Origin of the sequence: Agrobacterium sp. V1, from assembly GCF_030518355.1 — a bacterium.
GTDB lineage: Bacteria > Pseudomonadota > Alphaproteobacteria > Rhizobiales > Rhizobiaceae > Agrobacterium > Agrobacterium cucumeris.
The window spans coordinates 479,746-496,585 of the sequence record NZ_JAULSF010000001.1 but is presented as its reverse complement, the minus strand read 5'-3'; the positions used below and the strand labels follow the sequence as shown (position 1 = coordinate 496,585).

Here is a 16,840-nt window from a genome sequence, read left to right as displayed (position 1 = left end):
CTCAATCCCCCTCGTCTTCGTAACCGACAAGATGCAGCGGCTTTGCGGCAATGCCCTGCAATTGACACCAGCGCACCAGCGCCTCTTCGCGGCCATGGGTGACCCAGACGGCCTGCGGGCCGATTTCCTTGATCGTCTCCAGCAGTTCCGGCCAGTCGCAATGGTCTGATATGACCAGAGGCAGTTCCACGCCGCCCTGCTTGGCGCGTTGCCGCACCATCATCCAGCCGGAGGCGAAGGCGATCAGCGGCTCGTTGAAGCGCCGCGCCCAGCGTTCCTGAAAGGCCGAGGGCGGGCCGACGACGATCGCGCCCTTGAAGGCGGCTGGATTGCTTTTTTCCAGCGTCGCGGGCCTGAGATCGCCGAGATCGATGCCCTGCGAGACGTAATAATCGCAAAGCCGCGCCAGCGCGCCGTGGATGTAGATCGGCTCGGCATAACCATTATCGCGCAATAGCCGGATGACACGTTGCGCCTTGCCGAGCGAATAGGCGCCGACCAGATGGGTGCGTTCGGGAAATTGTTTGATGGAGGTGAGCAGCTTGCCGATTTCCACGCGCGGCAGCGGATGGTGAAACACCGGCAGACCGAAGGTGGCCTCGGTGATGAAGACATCGCAGGGCACCGTCTCGAACGGCGCGCAGGTGGGATCGATGCCGCGCTTGTAATCCCCCGATGCAACGATGCGCATGCCGTTCATCTCGACGGAGATTTGCGCCGAGCCCAGCACATGGCCAGCCGGATGGAACCCGACGGTGACGCCGTTCACCTCCACCCTCTCGCCGAATGCCACCGCCTGCTCGCTGCCACAGAAATCCTCGCCATAACGAATGCGCATGATATCGAGCGTCTGGCGCGTGGCCAGCACCGCGCCATGGCCGGCACGGGCGTGATCCGAATGGCCATGCGTGATGAGCGCCCGCGCCACGGGACGCACGGGATCGATATAAAAATCGCCCGCCGGGCAATAAAGGCCCTTGGGCGTGGAGTTCAGGAGCTGTTCCGGCTTCATATTCATTGAGATAGGGCCGCCCGCGCGAATGTAAAGTGCTGCGAGCATAACGCGGAACGGGCGTTAAATTTCCCGCAGGGGTGTTTTTGTTTTGTAAGCATCTCCCGTCATTCCGGCCTTGAGCCGGAATCCAGCAGCCGCGCGTCTGCGCGGCGGGAAGAGCTCTCTCAGCCCAAGGACTTGGGCTGACTGGATACCGGCACAAGGCCGGTATGACGGAGGAGAGGTTTCAGCACAAAACCAGCGTTCACAACTGCCTGCCGACCTGCCTACTCCCCCGCTGCTTCAGCCGGCTTCGCCTCAACCGCGGCTGGCAGGCGCACCGGTTTCAACATCAGCGCCGCCGCAAGGCCGATGGCAGCGGTTGCGGCGGCCGCGAAGAATAGCGGCGTAAAGGCGTCCGAGTAAAGCGAGGCGACTGCGGCCTGTGAGGCCGCGGGCAGTTCGGCGAGCATTTTCGGCGTCAGTTCCTCTATTCTGCCGACGCCGGGAATATCCACCGCCACGCCCTTGAGGCTGGAGGTGACAATCGCGCCATAGACCGAGATGGCGATGGCGGCGCCGCCCATGCGGGTCAGCGTCACCGCGCCACTCGCCGCACCGATATCCGCCTTAGGCGCGGAGTTCTGCACACCGATGATCGGCGCCTGCTGGCCGAGACCGACTGCAAAGCCTTGTGCCAACATAAGGACCGCAATCACCCAAAGCGGCGTTCCGGCATGCATCTGCGTGAACAGCAGCATGGCGATGACGTTGATGGTGAGCCCCGCCACCGAGAACGGCTTGTAGACGCCGGTAATCGAAATCAGCCGGCCGGCCGATAGCGAGCCCATGACGATGCCGCCGGTGACGGCGATGAAGAACAGGCCGGCATGGGAGGGGGAAAGGCCGGTCGTGGTCTGCAGGAACAGGGCGTAATAATTGACCATGCCGATGCCGATGCCACCGCTGGTCAGCGACACGATCATCAAGAGCGGAAAGGTCGAATCCTTGAACAGCCTGAGCGGTACGACGGGTTCCGGCGCACGGCGCTCCACCTGCACCCAGAGGAAGGCGGCGATGACGGCGAAGGCGATGATGCCGAGGCTCGGGGCGGCGATCAGCGAGCCGAACAATTCGCTGCTATCGGCCCAGAACACCACGCTGGCAATGGTGGCCGCCAGCAGAACCGCGCCGAGATAGTCGATCTTCGGCTGGCGCGCCGGACGACGATAAGGCAACATCAGCGCCAGGCCCGCAATGACAATGATGCCGAGCGGCAGGTTGATGAGGAAGATCGACCGCCAGCCGAACAGGTCGCTCATCGTGCCGCCGAGGATCGGGCCTACACTGCCCGACGCCATGATGGTGAGGCTGGAATAGCTCTGGTAACGGGCGCGTTCGCGCGGTTCGAACAGATCCGCATTGACGGAGAAGATCGACACCATGATGCCGCCGCCGCCAAGCCCCTGCAACACACGGGCAGCAATCAGGCTATCCATCGACCAGGCCAGACCGCAGGCGAGCGAGCCCAGCGTGAAGATGACCACCGCCGCGATCATCACATATTTGCGCCCGAACAGATCGCCGAGCTTGCCATAAACAGGCATGACCGCGCTGGTTGCCAGAAGATAGGCCGAACCGATCCAGCCGAAGCGTTCCAGCGCGCCGAACTCACCGACGATGGTGGGCAGTGCTGTCGATACGATCTGGTTGTCGAGGGTGGCCATGAACATGGCCAGCATCAGAAACAGGAAAACGATGAGCCTGCGCCGATGATCCGACACAAGCGGCGCCACGGGGGCTGCGGACATATCCATGAAAAATCTCGTTGAGTTCCGGCATATTTGCTGCGACAATTTGTGTGCTATCAGCATATATATGTCAATGGCAAGTTTTTGACATCCATGCTATTCGCGCTAAATGTGATCGCGAACGCGCAAGAAAAGGAACGACCGAGAGTGGCGAGCGAGGAAAACTGGAACGAGGATCTGCCCGAGGACATCAAGCGGATAGGCAATACGATGACGCGCATGCGCATCATGATCGGTCGCCGCATCATCGGCCGCATGGCGCTTGCCAAGCTCGCTCCGGGTCTCGAACTCTCGCATATCGACGTCCTGGATATTCTGCGGCGCGCCGAAGGTGATGTCACCGTGGGTGCGATTGCCGAGGGCATGCGCATTGATCCCTCACGCGGTAGCCGCGTGGTGGCGGACATGGTGGGGCGCGGCCTGCTGAAACGCGGCGTCTCGCAGGAAGACGGCCGCCGCAGCATCGTCGAGATCACGCCGCTCGGCACCAGCCTGCTGCAGGAAATGCGCCGCACCAAGATGAGCGTCATCGAAGATGTGATGGATGGCTGGCCGGCCGACGATGTGGAGACTTTCGCCCGCCTGTTCGAGCGGTTCATCGACCGTTTCGAATACCGGCTATCGCCGGATACGGACTTCCTGACGGATCAGAAAAAATCATAGTTGCCCCTGATATCTGCAACTTCACTTTAAAGCGGCGAGACCGTAACGTGCCGCCATCGAACAGGTTCAAGGGTTAATTTCGATGTTGACGATTTACGGTGTCTACCGGTCCCGCGCCACGCGCACGCTGTGGCTTGCGGGTGAACTGGGCATAGAATTCAAGCACGTGCCCGTGATACAGGCCCGCCGTCTTGCCGATCCGCTCGCCACTGACGCGCCGCTCAACACGCTGTCTCCAGCATTTCTCGCCGTCAACCCGATGGGCACCATTCCCTGCATCGAGGATGATGGCATGGTGCTTTATGAATCCATGGCCATCAATCTCTATCTGGTGCGCAAATATGGCGGGCCGCTCGCCCCGGTCGATCTGAAGGAAGATGCGGCGATGCTGCAATGGTCTTTCTTTGCCGCAACCGAAATCGAAACCAATTCGCTGAAAATTTCCTCCGCCATCGCCGAAGGCCTGTCGGAGAGCGACAGCGGCAAAGCGGTGATCGATGTTGCCGCACGGCTGCTGAAGCGCCCGTTCCGGGTGCTGGAGCAGCATCTTGTCCAACATGACTATCTGGTGGGGGATCGTTTCACCGTCGCCGATCTCAATGCGGCGGAAATCGTTCGTTATGCGCAGGGTCACCAGCCGCTATTTGATGCCCATCCGGCGGTGAAAGCCTGGCTCACCCGCTGCCAGGCGCGCACGGCCTTCAAGACCATGTGGGATACGCGCGCGGCCGAGGCGGCTTGAGCGCGTAAGCGCTGATTGGATGACCACTCCCACTTTCGTCATACCGGCCTTGAGCCGGTATCCAGCCGGCGCGCGAGCGCGCGTCGGATAGAGTCCTTTCAGCCCAAGGACTTGGGCTGGCTGGATTCCGGCTCAAGGCCGGAATGACGGGAGGCGCGATCTGCTCAACCCCTCTCGCTCGCCAGCGCCCGCTGCACCGCCGGGCGGTCGTTCATGCGGCGGAAGTGGTCGTGCACTTTCGGGAAACGGGCAATATCCACACCATCGCTTTCCAGCCAGCCGGACATGACGAAAAGATAGGGATCAGCCACCGAATAGGCCGTGCCCAGGACCCAGGGGCCATGCAAGAGGCCGTGCTCGATCAGTTCGAAGCACTCGCCCATGGTCTGCGGCACCTTCGCCTTCATATCCGCCAGCGAACTATCGTCGCTCGCCCAGCGGCTGCCGCGCCGGCCATGGGCGTGGGCGACATGCACGGTGGAGGAAATGAAAGCGTTGAAGGACTGCATGACGGCGAATTCGAAGGGATCGTCAAGCGGTGCGAGCTTCTTTTCCGGCGCCATCTGGGCAATGAAGGCGAGGATGGCGGGCGTCTCGGTCAGCACGCCGCTTGCGGTGGCGAGCGCCGGCACGCGGCCTTTCGGATTGATCTTCAGAAATGTCTCGGAGCGCTGTTCGCCCTCTGCGAAATTGACGCGGTGGGCCGTGTAAGGCAGGCCGGATTCCTCAAGCACGATATGGCTGGCGCGGGAGCAGGAACCGGGGGAGAAAAACAGGGTAAACATGGATATGCGACCTCCAGGACAATGAAGGCGCCCACTTCCTCTTGCTGCGGACGCCGGGCCTTGCCGGCGGCCGGGGTTCGGCCGTCACGCGCAGGGCAAGCCATCATCGTGCCGGCAACCGGCGGCGTCAAAGGTTTTATCGTGTTTTTTTAACGCCGGATTTTACAGCCCGACGACTCTGATATCACCGACATGGATGCCGTTCCAGTTGCGCATCTGCCGGTTGGCCATGCCTGTCAGAGCCTGCTGCTCGGCGCTGCCCTCATCAAAATAGCGGGCTAGCAATGCCGAGACCATGGCTTCGGCCGCGCGCGTCGTGCCGTCCTCGCATTTCACCGCCATGGCAATGCCCTTTTCCGGCAGGGCCGCCACGAAGACACCTTCTGCGCCGGTCTTGGCGAAAATCTTGCCCGGTGCGATCTGCATCAGCCTGGTGCAGGCGCGGCCGCTGCCTGCCACGTAAAAGGGTTCCGCCATGCAGGCCTCGATGAGACGACGCGAGGCTTTGGCGCGGCCCTCTTCCAGCCCCCTGCCCGTCGCCATCCTGGCGAAACCATGCGCCAGCCCCGTAAGCGGCACCGCATAGGTGGGGATGGAGCAACCATCGACGCCGCAATTATCATGGCCGAGCGCCGCGCCCGTCAGGCTTGCCATCGTGGCGCGGATTTGCCTCTGCAGTGGGTGATCATAACCGACATAGCCCTTGGGATCGGTATCCGTGTGGCAGCAGGCGCAGATGAAGCCGGAGTGTTTGCCGGAGCAATTATTGTGTAGCGCCGTCGGTTTTTCCAGCGTGCGGGCCTGATGGATGATGGTTTTCTGGTCGGATGACCAGTGCGCACCGCATTCCAGCGTATCGACATCCCTGCCGGCCTTCGCAAGCATGGCGGCGGCAAGTTCCACATGCGCGTCCTCGCCGGAATGGGAGGAGCAGGCAAGCGCCAGTTCACGATCGCCGAAACCATAGGCATCCGCAGCCCCGCTTTCCACCAGCGGCAGCGCCTGCATGGCCTTGCAGGCGGAACGCGGGAAGATGCCGCGCTCTACATCACCTGCGGAAAACACAACGCCGCCATCGCCATCCACCACCACGACAAGACCCTGATGGCGGCTTTCGACAAGGCTGCCCCTGGTGACTTCGACGGTAACGGAATTGTTCATGTTCGCAGCCTCAAAAAGTTCTGATTTTATGCCGTTGATACCGCAATTGATTTTTCGATGCACGGGGCTATCAGTGAAATTTGCAAAACGTCTGCTGCTGGCGATTGCCATTATCTATCTGCTTCCCGCTCTGGCATCCGCCGGGCTGTGGGCCATGCGGGAACATCCGCAGGGCTGGCGCGATGCCCGCTGGTCCTCCTCCGGCACGCTTCCGCAAGCCGCAGCCGACAAGCAGGCTGCGGTTTACGTGTTTTCCGCCATGACCGGCGGCTTCAAGGGTTCCGTCGCCAGCCATGCCTGGATCGTGCTGAAAAAGCCGGGTGCGACGGCCTATGATCGCTACGACAAGGTAGGTTGGGGAACACCCATTCGCCGCAATGGCTATGCGGCCGATGCCTATTGGTATTCCAACACGCCGCGCCAGGTGGTGGCCATTCACGGCGCGGCAGCGGAAAAGCTGATCCCCAGGATCGAACAGGCGATTGCCGATTACCCTTATGCCAAGCCGGGCGGCTACCGCATCTATCCCGGCCCGAACTCCAACACCTTCGTTGCCCATGTGCTGCGCAGCGTGCCGGAACTCGGCGTCGTTCTGCCACCCGATGCGGTGGGGCGTGACTACCTGCCGAACGGCGCGTTCTATCACATTGCCGACGACTGGAAGGATGCGAGCGTGTCACTCGGTGGGTTGTTTGGCGTTTCGGCGGGTGCGCGCAGCGGTTTCGAGATCAATTTTCTGGGTCTGGTCGCCGGGGTCGATTTCAGCAGGCCGGGGGTGAAGATACCGGGGTTGGGTTACTTTGGGGTGGCGGGGCCGGAGGCCTGAAATAGCGGGCTTTACGGCACCTCTGCCGAGTTTGAAATTGACTCCACCTCATAACTGAGACATCCTTCGCATCGCAATTGCAACGCATGGAGATGCGACATGAAAACGGCAACATTGCCTTCGCTGCGCGTAACGGCGGATTTTCGCGAGGCGGCGGAAAGCGTGCTGAAGGACGGCGAGACGCTCTCCTCCTTCGTTGAAGATTCCGTACGCAGGCAGGTGGAGATCCGCAAATCACAGGCGGAGTTTATCGCACGCGGTTTGGCATCGCTCGAAGAATCCAAACGCACGGGGATCTTTTATTCCGCCGAAGAGGTCCATGCGGAACTGCGGGCAATGCTCGCAGCCAAGAAAGCTGAGCGTGGCCAGTGAGTTTCAATCTCCGGTATACGATTGCAGCCAGAGCAGACATAACCCGGCTATATAATTTTCTACTGGAAATGGATTTTTCAACGGCAGAAAAAGCCGTGGACCGAATTATTTCGACGATTGAGGGACTGAGCGAGTTTCCTTTCGCAACGCGCAAGGCGCCTGGGGAAAACGCACTCTTACGGGAACTGATCGTTCCGTTCGGATCCTCCGGGTACATCGTCCTCATTCAAATCGAAGATGCGGAAACGGTGTCCATCCTCGCGATCCGCCACCAGCGCGAGGACGATTACCATTGATCCTCACCGGTCGCTGACGGCCGCACGCGGGTTCGCCCACGGTTCCTGATTGGAACGCGGCAACGGGGTTTTGCCGAGAATATGATCGGCGGCCTTTTCGCCGGTCATGATCGACGGGCCGTTAAGGTTGCCATAGGTCACATGCGGGAAGATCGAACTGTCGGCGACACGCAGGCCCTCCACGCCGATGACCCGGCATTCGGGATCAACGACAGCCATCGCATCGTCCCTGTCGCCCATCCGGCAGGTGCCGCAGGGGTGATAGGCGCTTTCCAGATGCTCCCGCAAAAAGGCGTCGATCTCATCGTCGCTCGCCACTTTTTCACCCGGCTGGATTTCCGGTCCGCGAAAATCGTCGAAAGCTTTCTGGCTGAAGATTTCGCGGGTCAGACGCACGCAATGGCGGAATTTTTCCCAGTCTTCCGGGTGGCTCATATAGTTGAAACGAATGACCGGATCATCCTTCGGATCGGCTGAGCGCAGCGTGACATTGCCGCGTGATTTCGACAGGTTGTAGCCGACATGCACCTGAAAACCATGGCTTTTCGCCGCCGCCTTCCCGTCATAGGAAATGGCGACTGGCAGGAAATGATACTGGATATCAGGCTGCTTCAGGCCCGGTGCGGAGCGCAGGAAGGCGCAGGCCTCGAACTGGTTGGAGGCGCCAAGCCCACCTTTCGACAAAAGCCATTGCGCGCCGGCCACGCCCTGCCAGAACCATGGCAGCCAGGAATATAGCGAGACCGGTTTGGTGGAGACCTGCTGGAAATAGAACTCCATATGATCCTGGAGGTTTGCGCCGACACCCGGACGATCCGCCTTCACCTCGATGCCCATGTCCTTCAGATGCGCAGCGGGGCCGATGCCCGACAGCATCAGCAGTTTCGGCGAATTGAATGAGGATGCGGACACGATGACTTCGCGATTGGCCTTGATGGTTTCGACCACGCCCTTGCGCTCGATCTCCACACCTACGGCGCGGCCATTGTCGATGACGATCTTGCGGGCGAAACCGCCAACCAGCGTAACATTGCCGCGCTTCAGCGCCGGCCGAAGATAGGCATTGGCGGCGGACCAGCGACGGCCGTTGTGGATGGTCTGCTCCATCAGGCCGAAACCTTCCTGCTTGGAGCCGTTATAGTCGTCGGTCAGCTCGAAGCCGGCCTGCGCGCCGGCCTGAATGAAGGCGTGGAACAGCGGATTATTCACCGGGCCGCGCTGCACATGCAGCGGCCCATCCGTGCCGCGCCAGCCTTCTTCGCCGCCATGGCTGTGTTCCATGCGCTTGAAGTAAGGCAGCACATCCGCATAGGCCCATCCCTGCGCGCCGAGTTCTTCCCAGCGGTTGAAATCCTCGGCATGGCCGCGCACGTAGACGAGACCGTTGATGGAGGACGAGCCGCCGATGACCTTGCCGCGGGGTGCGGTGATGCGGCGGTTGTTGAGATTGGGTTCGGGTTCGGAGTGGTAACCCCAATTGTAGCGTTTCATGCTCATCGGCCAGGCGAGTGCGGCCGGCATCTGGATGAAGGGGCCGAAATCCGACCCCCCGGCCTCGATGACGATGACGGAATAACGACCGTCCTCCGACAGGCGGTAGGCGATGGCGGAACCTGCGGAGCCGGAGCCGACGATGATGTAATCTGCTTGCATTACCGTTTCTTTCCCAAGGGTTCCGGTTTTGGGTGGGGCTTACCCCCCTCTGCCCTGCCGGGCATCTCCTCCACAAGGAGGGAGATCGGCAAGACGCGCGTTTGTCACTTCAATCTCAAACGTGGAGATGGGCGGGACCTCGCCGCAGATCGATCTCCCCCCTTGTGGAGGAGATGCCCGGAAGGGCAGAGGGGGTAAGCCCCACCCGCCAACCGTCAATAAGGCGCGTCCACCTTCCCCGTGCTCACATAAACCGTCTTCAACTCGCTATAATGCTCGAGTGCAGCCGCTGAATTCTCCCGCCCGAAGCCGGATTGTTTCGAGCCGCCGAAGGGGATTTCCACCGGGCAAAGATTATAGGTGTTGATCCAAAGCGTGCCCGCCTCGAGCGCATCGACCACGCGATGGGCGCGGGCGAGATCGGCGGTGAAGACGCCGCCGGCCAGCCCGAATTCGGTGGCGTTGGCCCGGGTGAGAACCTCATCCTCGTTATCGAAATCCAGCACACACATGACCGGCCCGAAGATTTCCTCGCGGGCGATGGTCATGTTGTCGGTCACGTCGGCAAAAACGGTCGGCTGCACATAGGCACCCTCGCCCGAGACATTGTTGGGAATGCCGCCGCCGGTCACCAGCGTCGCGCCTTCCGCCTTGCCCTTTTCGATATAGGCGAGAACCTTCTCCTGCTGGGCCTTGGAAACCAGCGGGCCGAGATGGGTGGCATAATCGAGCGGATCACCGAGGATCATTGCCTCGGTGCGGCGCTTCAGATTTTCGAGGAAACGGTCCTTGGCCTTTTTCTGCACGAAGACGCGCGTGCCGTTGGAGCAGACCTGGCCGGAGGAATAAAAATTGCCGAGCATGGCCCCGCCGACAGCGCTTTCGATATCGGCGTCGTCAAAGACGATCAGCGGTGACTTGCCGCCGAGTTCCATGGTCACGTGCTTGAGGTGCCCGGCGGCGGCGGCGGCCACCTTGCGGCCGGTCGGCACCGAGCCGGTGAGCGAGACCTTGGCGACATCGGGGTGATTGACCAATAGCGGACCGGTATCACGATCGCCCTGAATGACGTTGAACAGGCCCTTGGGCAGACCGGCCTCGATCAGGATTTCGGCGATCTTCAATGCGCCGAGCGGGGTGTTTTCCGAAGGCTTGAAGACCATGGCGTTGCCGGCGACCAGCGCGGGCGCCGCCTTCCAGCAGGCGATCTGCTGCGGATAGTTCCATGCGCCGATGCCGACGCAGACGCCGAGCGGCACGCGCTTGGTATAGGCGAAATCGCCGCCGAGCGGGATGTAATCGCCGTTCAGCGCGGAAGGCGCGATGCCGCCGAAAAATTCGAAGGCATCCGCGCCGGACGTCGGGTCGGCGACAATGGTTTCCTGGATCGGCTTGCCGGTATCGAGTGTCTCCAGCGTCGAAAGCGCATCGTTGCGTTCACGCATGATATCGGCGGCACGCTTGAGGATACGGCCACGGGCCATGGGGCTCATTGCCGCCCATTCCTTCTGGGCGCGTTTGGCGGACGCAATGGCGCGCTCGACAATCGCCGGGGTTGCCGCATGCAGCCTTGCGATAACCTCGCCGGTGGCCGGAAAGATGCTCTCGATCACTGTGCCGGCAGTGTCTTCGACATAGGCGCCGTCGATGAAATGCGAGGCTTTGGGCTGCGCCTTGAGCGGCGTCGCGATGGTCATGTCGAAGTCTCCTTAAAGAACGCGGATGGACGGCTTGGGGCGCTGTCCATCTGGATAGGGTTTGAGCTGCATGTCGAAATAATCCTCGACAAGCGCTGGCGCGGAGGCGATGCCAAGCGGGGCCGAACGCAGGCTGTGCCTGATATAAAGCCCGTCGATCAGGGCCGCTGCCCCCTCGGCGATCCGCGCCGCGTCATCGGGCGGGCAAAGCCGGGAGAGGCTTGCCATGAGGTTGGAGCGCAGGCGGCGGGAATAAATCACCAGCAGCCGCCGGGTTTCCTCCGAACGCTGTGCCTCGACATAAAAGGCAAGCCATGCCGCCACCGTTTCCGGCGTGAACTGGTCGCTCTGGAAGGAGACGTGGACGATGGCGCTCAGCCTCTCGCGCGGGCCGGAAGCGCGGGTCAGGGCCGCCACGGCATCGCGCCTGAGGTCGCGCAGCAGGCTGCGGATGGTTTCCAGAAGAAGAAGCTGCTTGCTGCCGAAATAATGATGCGCAAGGGCCGCCGACACGCCCGCTTCCCGGGCAATGTCAGACATCGTCACATTCAGCGAACCATGGTGGCCGATGGTGCGCAATGCCGCATCCACAAGCGCCTTGCGGCGCAGAGGCTCCATTCCGATCTTGGGCATAGTCGTCTCCTTGACGGATGGCAAATTATTCTTGATTGATCGATCAATCAATAAAAAATGCGCCATTTTATGTCGCGGATTTGCGATGGATCATATTTTCCGCCGCCTTGTTCCGATAATCTCATAAATACCGAGCAACCTGATGAACCTTGCGCTGCGGCGCGGCTCGCTTTCCCTCCTCACAGGGGAAAAACTAAACCGTGATATACTGCGAATTGGGAATGAAACGCGTTTCGTGCTAATATGGGAAGTGATACAAATTTCGCTGGAAGCGGCGCCAGACGAAAAACGATAAAAACGCCCGCCATAGACCACGACGGTACCCGGTCCGCAAATTGGACATCAAGGGCTCGATCGCAGCGTTTAAAGAAGGGAGTGATATCATGCCAATGGTAACAGTATCGATTTCCCCGGAACAGGCAGCAAGAATGCGTGAAGCCGTGAATTGCGGCGCTTACGCATCCGGCAGCGAGGTCGTCAGGGCCGCGCTGCGGCTATGGGCGGCCTCTGCCCAACACAATAACGAAACAAGGCCTTCCGCCCCGGTTGAAGCGGACCGGGAACGCATGAATGTTGCGGAACTTTACGCCGCTCATACCGGGCATGCACGCCGGGCCTGAGGCCTTGCCCGGCAACCCCTTATATTGAGGGGGTCGTGACAAAACGTTCATCAAAGCTTCACAGTCGTGAAAGCTTTTGTTGACCTGTCATCTGCAATTGTTCGCCGTAAAAGAAACGGCCCCGTGTGGCGGATTTTCACGCCATGCAATAACCGGGGGCCGGCCAATTGCGGAGAACGAAATGCAGGCCGTCACGATGGAGAATGATGTCATAAGGCGATTTGCCTCCGGGCATATGTTTCCCATGGCAAAGCTTGTGCTCGAAACCGCGTTTCAGCCGATTGTCGAGGCGACGACGGGCACGATCTTCGGTTATGAATCGCTGATGCGCGGCCATGACCGGCTTGGCTTTTCCAATCCGCTGGCGCTACTCGACCAGGCTGCTGCCGATGGCGAACTGAAGGCTTTCGAGCAGATGCTGGCAAGCCGGGCGCTGGCAAAGTTCTCCACCCTGCCCGACTTTTCCTCCACCACGCTGTTCCTCAATCTCGATGTGCGGCTGATCCCGCATGGCGATGCCATTCTCGACAAGCTGGTCGGCCATCTGGCGCGGGCAGGCATTCCGGCCTCCTCCATCTGTTTTGAGCTCTCCGAACGTTTCGACAATACCAGCGTGCCGGAATTTACGGCGCTGATTGCCCGCATGCGCAAGGAAGGCTTCAAGCTGGCGATCGATGATTTCGGCGCCGGTCACGGCGAGATGAAGCTTTTATGCGACTATCCGCTGGACTACCTGAAGATCGACCGGCACTTCATCAGTGGCGTCGATCATCTTCCGCGCAAGCAGCACCTCGTGCGCAACATCGTCAACATCGCCCATGTTCTCGGTGTGCGGGTGATTGCCGAAGGCATAGAAACGGAAGCAGAGTTCCTGACCTGCCGCGAATTCGGCGTCGATCTGGTGCAGGGCTGGCTGATCGCCAGGCCGACGGTCTTCACCAGTGAGTTGCCGGAGAGCTTTCCGCACCTCAACCGCATGGGTGTGGCGCGGCGCAGCAGCCAGTCGCTGGACGAAATATTGATCCGCCGGGAAATCGAGCGTCTTCCCACCGTCTATGAGCATGACAGCGTCGACAATGTCTTCGAGCTGTTTCGGAGAAACCCGCAGCAGGCATTTTTCCCGGTTCTCAACGCCAATGGCGAACCGCGCGGCGTCATCAACGAATATCACCTGAAGGAATATATCTACCGGCCTTTCGGCCGTGACCTGCTCAAGAACAAGATCTATGAGCGCACGATTTCCCATTTCGTCGATCCCGCGCCGATCGTCGGCCTTGATGCGGATGCCGACCAGTTGATGAACATGTTCGCCAGCATGGGCGGCAGCGCCTGCATCATCCTGACCGAGAACATGCGTTATGCCGGCATCGTCTCGGCGGCCTCGCTCATCAAGGTCATCAATGAAAAACAGCTGAAGATGGCGCAGGATCAGAACCCGCTGACCGCGCTGCCCGGCAACCGCGCCATTGGTGGCTTCATTGCCGACAGCTGCGGCGACGGCGACGAGACGCGGTTCTTCTGCTATTGCGACTTCGACAATTTCAAACCCTTCAACGATAAATACGGCTTCAACGCCGGCGATCACGCCATCACCCTGTTTTCAGCACTGATGCGCCGCTACTTTTTCGCCGGCGACTGCTTTCTCGGCCATATTGGCGGCGACGATTTCTTCGTTGGCGTGCGTGACTGGACGGTGGAAGAGCTGACGGAAATCCTCGAACGTCTGCTCAGCGATTTTCACGACGACGTGGCGGAACTCTATTCGCCCGAGGACCGCGAGGCCGGCCACATGGTCGGGCTCGACCGTCGCGGCAATGAGCGGGATTTCGCCCTGCTGCGCTGCTCGATCGGGGTCCTCACCCTGCCGAAAGGGTTGATCATCGCCAATCCCGAGCGTATCGGCAGCGAAATCGCCAGCGTGAAAACCGCCGCCAAGGAAAGCGAAGGCGGGCTGGTTATCCGGGTGTTCGGCGAGACAAATTGAGAAATAGACACTGGGCGTGGGATGCGTTCGCCTCTGTGCGCGCCGCTCCCCCCCCTCTGTCCTGCCGGACATCTCCCCCTCAAGGGGGGAGATCGACAAGCGGCAAGGCCTCGGCCATCTCAACGTTTGAGAATGAAGTGACGTTAGTGCTTCCTGCTGATCTCCCCCCTTGAGGGGGAGATGTCCGGCAGGACAGAGGGGGGTGGCGGCACACTCCAAGCCCGTATACTCCGAAAACGTGCAGCACGTCCCAGCGTCAAAGAGCCGCCTTCCCTAAAGAACGCATCCGGCCTACATTTTACGGTAACGCCAATCCTCAGGGAGTTGCCCTCGCCCATGTCCGATCCCACGACCCTGCCCGAAACAATGCGCTTCATCGACCTTCCCTCCCATGGCGGCCCGGAGGTTATGCGGCTTTCGCAGATGGCTTTGCCGAAACCGGCCAAAGGCGAAATTCTGGTCAAGGTCGAGGCGGCGGGCGTCAACCGCCCCGATGTCGCGCAGAGACAGGGCATCTATCCGCCGCCCAAAGATGCAAGCCCGATCCTTGGCCTGGAAATTGCCGGAGAAGTGGTTGCGCTCGGCGAAGGTGTGACCGAATTCAAGCCGGGCGATAAAATCTGCGCGCTCGCCAATGGCGGCGGCTATGCGGAATATTGCACCGTGCCGGCCGGGCAGGCCCTGCCCTTTCCCAAGGGATACGATGCCATCAAAGCCGCGGCACTGCCGGAAACATTCTTTACGGTCTGGGCCAATCTCTTCCAGATGGCGGGCCTCACCGAAGGCGAAAGCGTGCTGATCCACGGCGGCACCAGCGGCATCGGCACAACGGCCATCCAGCTTGCCAAAGCCTTTGGTGCTGAGGTCTATGCGACGGCCGGATCCGCGGAAAAATGCGACGCCTGCGTCAAGCTTGGCGCCAGACGGGCGATCAATTACCGCGAAGAGGATTTCGCCGCCGTCATCAAGGCCGAGACCGGCGGCAAGGGTGTGGATGTGGTTCTCGACATGATCGGTGCGGCCTATTTCGAAAAGAACATCGCCGCACTCGCCAGGGACGGCTGCCTCTCCATCATCGCCTTTCTGGGTGGCACGACGGCCGAGAAAGTCGATTTGCGCCCCATCATGGTCAAACGCCTCACCGTCACCGGCTCCACCATGCGGCCACGCACCGCCGACGAAAAACGCGCGATCCGCGACGACCTCACCGAACTTGTCTGGCCGCTCGTCGAAAGCGGCAAGGTCGCGCCGGTCATCAACCGGGTCTTTGCGCTGGATGAGGTCGTGGAAGCGCACCGGCTGATGGAAAGCAGCAATCATATGGGCAAGATCGTGATGCGAGTGTCTTGAACCACATGTGTTGTTTTCATTGACAACAAGCCTTCATGTTGTCATGAATAACAACATGAAGGCTGTTTTGCTCCAAAAGACGCGTAAAGTGATCGATGAAACGGCCTTCTTTGAGGTTGTCCTGTGGCATTTGCCTGAGCCTGTTCCCGGAAGTCTCCATCCGTTCAAATATCGGCTCGCGCTGGTGATCAAAGGGAAATGTGTTTTGCGTTATGACAATGAACGCGGCAAAGGCGATCATCGTCATATGGATGGACGTGAAGACGTAATCACATTCACCTCGCTTGAAGCCCTGTTCGACGCTTTTGAAGCGGATATGGAAAGGATCTTGTCATGACAGCGCTTACTGTCCGTCTCAGCACGATCAAGGACATAAAGAGCCGCTTTGTTACCGCCGGAAATCTGGCGATGTCTGGAAAGCCGATGGAGGCGAAACCATCAGTCGAATTTTCCAGTTACGAGGATTTGCACCGCATTCTCGCGCCATTGCGCCTTGCCATCGTTAAGGCTCTCGCCGGACAGGGACCGCTTTCCATCCGGGAGGTTGCCCGTCGGGTCGGGCGGGACGTGCAGGCCGTTCATCGCGATGTGACGTCGCTCCTCCATGCCGGCATTATCGACCGGAACGAGACCGGCGTGGAGTTTCCCTATGACAGCATCCACTTCGAATTCGACGTGAAGGCTGCAGATGCGGCATAACTGTCCGGCGGCAGATTAAAGCAACACCTCTTGCATTACTCACGAATCGTACTACCTTCTAGTTATGTTCAACGTATCGGAAGGAGGTGATCCAATGTCTAGTGAGATTTCGGTCTCTGGTGCAGGCAATGGAAAGGGTGTGTTTTCGACGGGGCAACCCTCGTTGTAAACCTCTTCTGCCTTCGGAACGTTGAGAAACAGTCCCGGGTCTGTAAACAGGACCAAACTCATGGAAGGGTCGCTTAGGCGGCCCTTTTCCGTTTCTGCATTTGTGGGGCCGGTACGTGTGCCTGGCTCACCTCCGTGTAGCTTCTCCCCCCTATCTGTGTGCATCCCCTCCCTCATCTCTGTGCTTGTCACAGAGATCCAGCCAGACCAAGTCTTTGGGCTGGAGGAGTCTTTTTCGTCGCGCAGACGCGCGTCGGCTGGATTCCTGTGACAAGCACAGGAATGAGGGTGTGGGTAATTTGGCGCTATAAATTCGGCGTCTTGTGTTGCTGGTTACATCTTTCCCGTCATGCCGGTCCCCGGACCAAGCCCGAAGATGACCCGGC

Annotated in this window: 17 protein-coding genes; 10 read left to right on the top strand and 7 right to left on the bottom strand. The window is 60.1% G+C overall.

The genetic code is table 11. From position 1 onward, the window contains the following. Position 1 precedes the first annotated feature (1 nt). Positions 2 to 1,012 (bottom strand): ligase-associated DNA damage response exonuclease, encoded by a 1,011-nt coding sequence (locus QSV77_RS02370; RefSeq protein ID WP_302733872.1) that lies wholly within the window; start codon positions 1,010 to 1,012, stop codon positions 2 to 4. Positions 1,013 to 1,281: 269 nt separating this feature from the next. Continuing rightward, positions 1,282 to 2,811, bottom strand: coding sequence for an MDR family MFS transporter (locus QSV77_RS02365; protein ID WP_302732402.1), 1,530 nt, complete (start codon positions 2,809 to 2,811; stop codon positions 1,282 to 1,284). A 141-nt stretch (positions 2,812 to 2,952) separates the two neighbouring features. Here QSV77_RS02365 and QSV77_RS02360 point away from each other — a divergent pair, with 141 nt between their 5' ends. Both QSV77_RS02360 and QSV77_RS02355 read left to right on the top strand, forming a co-directional pair. After that, on the top strand, positions 2,953 to 3,468 hold the full coding sequence (locus QSV77_RS02360) for a MarR family winged helix-turn-helix transcriptional regulator (RefSeq protein ID WP_142839304.1): 516 nt from the start codon (positions 2,953 to 2,955) through the stop codon (positions 3,466 to 3,468). Positions 3,469 to 3,550: 82 nt separating this feature from the next. Continuing rightward, entirely contained in the window at positions 3,551 to 4,210 is a 660-nt protein-coding gene (locus tag QSV77_RS02355) for a glutathione S-transferase family protein (protein WP_269698517.1), read from the top strand. A gap of 164 nt (positions 4,211 to 4,374) precedes the next feature. Here QSV77_RS02355 and QSV77_RS02350 read toward each other — a convergent pair whose 3' ends face one another. After that, positions 4,375 to 4,995 carry a glutathione S-transferase family protein gene (locus tag QSV77_RS02350; protein ID WP_302732401.1) on the bottom strand — a complete coding sequence of 207 codons (621 nt, stop codon included), beginning with the start codon at positions 4,993 to 4,995 and terminating at the stop codon, positions 4,375 to 4,377. A gap of 162 nt (positions 4,996 to 5,157) precedes the next feature. Further along, positions 5,158 to 6,156 (bottom strand): asparaginase, encoded by a 999-nt coding sequence (locus QSV77_RS02345; RefSeq protein ID WP_302732400.1) that lies wholly within the window; start codon positions 6,154 to 6,156, stop codon positions 5,158 to 5,160. A gap of 73 nt (positions 6,157 to 6,229) precedes the next feature. Here QSV77_RS02345 and QSV77_RS02340 point away from each other — a divergent pair, with 73 nt between their 5' ends. The 3 genes from QSV77_RS02340 (at position 6,230) to QSV77_RS02330 (ending at position 7,650) form a co-directional block, all read left to right on the top strand. Next, complete coding sequence (locus QSV77_RS02340; RefSeq protein WP_302732399.1) at positions 6,230 to 6,982, top strand: DUF3750 domain-containing protein; 753 nt, start codon at positions 6,230 to 6,232, stop codon at positions 6,980 to 6,982. A 99-nt stretch (positions 6,983 to 7,081) separates the two neighbouring features. Continuing rightward, the gene (locus tag QSV77_RS02335) at positions 7,082 to 7,354 is read left to right on the top strand and encodes a YlcI/YnfO family protein (protein WP_302732398.1); all 273 of its coding nucleotides are present in this window, start codon (positions 7,082 to 7,084) and stop codon (positions 7,352 to 7,354) included. After that, the gene (locus QSV77_RS02330; RefSeq protein ID WP_302732397.1) at positions 7,351 to 7,650 is read left to right on the top strand and encodes a type II toxin-antitoxin system RelE/ParE family toxin; all 300 of its coding nucleotides are present in this window, start codon (positions 7,351 to 7,353) and stop codon (positions 7,648 to 7,650) included. Before QSV77_RS02335 ends, QSV77_RS02330 begins: the two co-directional genes overlap by 4 nt. 3 nt (positions 7,651 to 7,653) lie before the next feature. Here QSV77_RS02330 and betA read toward each other — a convergent pair whose 3' ends face one another. The 3 genes from betA to betI form a co-directional block, all read right to left on the bottom strand. After that, on the bottom strand, positions 7,654 to 9,303 hold the full coding sequence (gene betA / locus QSV77_RS02325) for a choline dehydrogenase (protein WP_302732396.1): 1,650 nt from the start codon (positions 9,301 to 9,303) through the stop codon (positions 7,654 to 7,656). 215 nt (positions 9,304 to 9,518) lie between these two features. Further along, positions 9,519 to 11,000, bottom strand: coding sequence for a betaine-aldehyde dehydrogenase (betB, locus tag QSV77_RS02320; protein ID WP_302732395.1), 1,482 nt, complete (start codon positions 10,998 to 11,000; stop codon positions 9,519 to 9,521). A 12-nt stretch (positions 11,001 to 11,012) separates the two neighbouring features. Then, positions 11,013 to 11,633, bottom strand: a complete 621-nt coding sequence (gene betI, locus QSV77_RS02315) for a transcriptional regulator BetI (RefSeq protein ID WP_302732394.1) — start codon at positions 11,631 to 11,633, stop codon at positions 11,013 to 11,015. 383 nt (positions 11,634 to 12,016) lie between these two features. Here betI and QSV77_RS02310 point away from each other — a divergent pair, with 383 nt between their 5' ends. The 5 genes from QSV77_RS02310 to QSV77_RS02290 all read left to right on the top strand — a co-directional run bounded on the left by QSV77_RS02310 (position 12,017) and on the right by QSV77_RS02290 (position 16,286). Beyond that, complete coding sequence (locus tag QSV77_RS02310) at positions 12,017 to 12,253, top strand: type II toxin-antitoxin system ParD family antitoxin (RefSeq protein WP_269698520.1); 237 nt, start codon at positions 12,017 to 12,019, stop codon at positions 12,251 to 12,253. Positions 12,254 to 12,434: 181 nt separating this feature from the next. Beyond that, positions 12,435 to 14,237: a GGDEF domain-containing protein gene (locus QSV77_RS02305; protein WP_142839294.1), complete on the top strand. Its 1,803-nt coding sequence runs from the start codon at positions 12,435 to 12,437 to the stop codon at positions 14,235 to 14,237. Positions 14,238 to 14,573: 336 nt separating this feature from the next. Continuing rightward, entirely contained in the window at positions 14,574 to 15,587 is a 1,014-nt protein-coding gene (locus QSV77_RS02300; protein ID WP_302732393.1) for an NAD(P)H-quinone oxidoreductase, read from the top strand. Between the two features lie 55 nt (positions 15,588 to 15,642). Beyond that, on the top strand, positions 15,643 to 15,924 hold the full coding sequence (locus QSV77_RS02295) for a DUF6516 family protein (protein WP_271360816.1): 282 nt from the start codon (positions 15,643 to 15,645) through the stop codon (positions 15,922 to 15,924). Then, entirely contained in the window at positions 15,921 to 16,286 is a 366-nt protein-coding gene (locus tag QSV77_RS02290) for a helix-turn-helix domain-containing protein (RefSeq protein ID WP_142839291.1), read from the top strand. The genes QSV77_RS02295 and QSV77_RS02290 overlap by 4 nt, the downstream gene beginning before the upstream one ends. Positions 16,287 to 16,840: the final 554 nt, after the last annotated feature.

What these genes read in the sequence shown, in the direction of transcription:
- QSV77_RS02370 (WP_302733872.1), bottom strand. Translation starts at nt 1,012, where the DNA reads ATGAAGCCGGAACAGCTCCTGAACTCCACGCCCAAGGGCCTTTATTGC.
- QSV77_RS02365 (WP_302732402.1), bottom strand. Translation starts at nt 2,811, where the DNA reads ATGGATATGTCCGCAGCCCCCGTGGCGCCGCTTGTGTCGGATCATCGG.
- QSV77_RS02355 (WP_269698517.1), top strand. Translation starts at nt 3,551, where the DNA reads ATGTTGACGATTTACGGTGTCTACCGGTCCCGCGCCACGCGCACGCTG.
- QSV77_RS02350 (WP_302732401.1), bottom strand. Translation starts at nt 4,995, where the DNA reads ATGTTTACCCTGTTTTTCTCCCCCGGTTCCTGCTCCCGCGCCAGCCAT.
- QSV77_RS02345 (WP_302732400.1), bottom strand. Translation starts at nt 6,156, where the DNA reads ATGAACAATTCCGTTACCGTCGAAGTCACCAGGGGCAGCCTTGTCGAA.
- QSV77_RS02335 (WP_302732398.1), top strand. Translation starts at nt 7,082, where the DNA reads ATGAAAACGGCAACATTGCCTTCGCTGCGCGTAACGGCGGATTTTCGC.
- betA (WP_302732396.1), bottom strand. Translation starts at nt 9,303, where the DNA reads ATGCAAGCAGATTACATCATCGTCGGCTCCGGCTCCGCAGGTTCCGCC.
- betB (WP_302732395.1), bottom strand. Translation starts at nt 11,000, where the DNA reads ATGACCATCGCGACGCCGCTCAAGGCGCAGCCCAAAGCCTCGCATTTC.
- betI (WP_302732394.1), bottom strand. Translation starts at nt 11,633, where the DNA reads ATGCCCAAGATCGGAATGGAGCCTCTGCGCCGCAAGGCGCTTGTGGAT.
- QSV77_RS02310 (WP_269698520.1), top strand. Translation starts at nt 12,017, where the DNA reads ATGCCAATGGTAACAGTATCGATTTCCCCGGAACAGGCAGCAAGAATG.
- QSV77_RS02305 (WP_142839294.1), top strand. Translation starts at nt 12,435, where the DNA reads ATGCAGGCCGTCACGATGGAGAATGATGTCATAAGGCGATTTGCCTCC.
- QSV77_RS02300 (WP_302732393.1), top strand. Translation starts at nt 14,574, where the DNA reads ATGTCCGATCCCACGACCCTGCCCGAAACAATGCGCTTCATCGACCTT.
- QSV77_RS02295 (WP_271360816.1), top strand. Translation starts at nt 15,643, where the DNA reads ATGAAGGCTGTTTTGCTCCAAAAGACGCGTAAAGTGATCGATGAAACG.
- QSV77_RS02290 (WP_142839291.1), top strand. Translation starts at nt 15,921, where the DNA reads ATGACAGCGCTTACTGTCCGTCTCAGCACGATCAAGGACATAAAGAGC.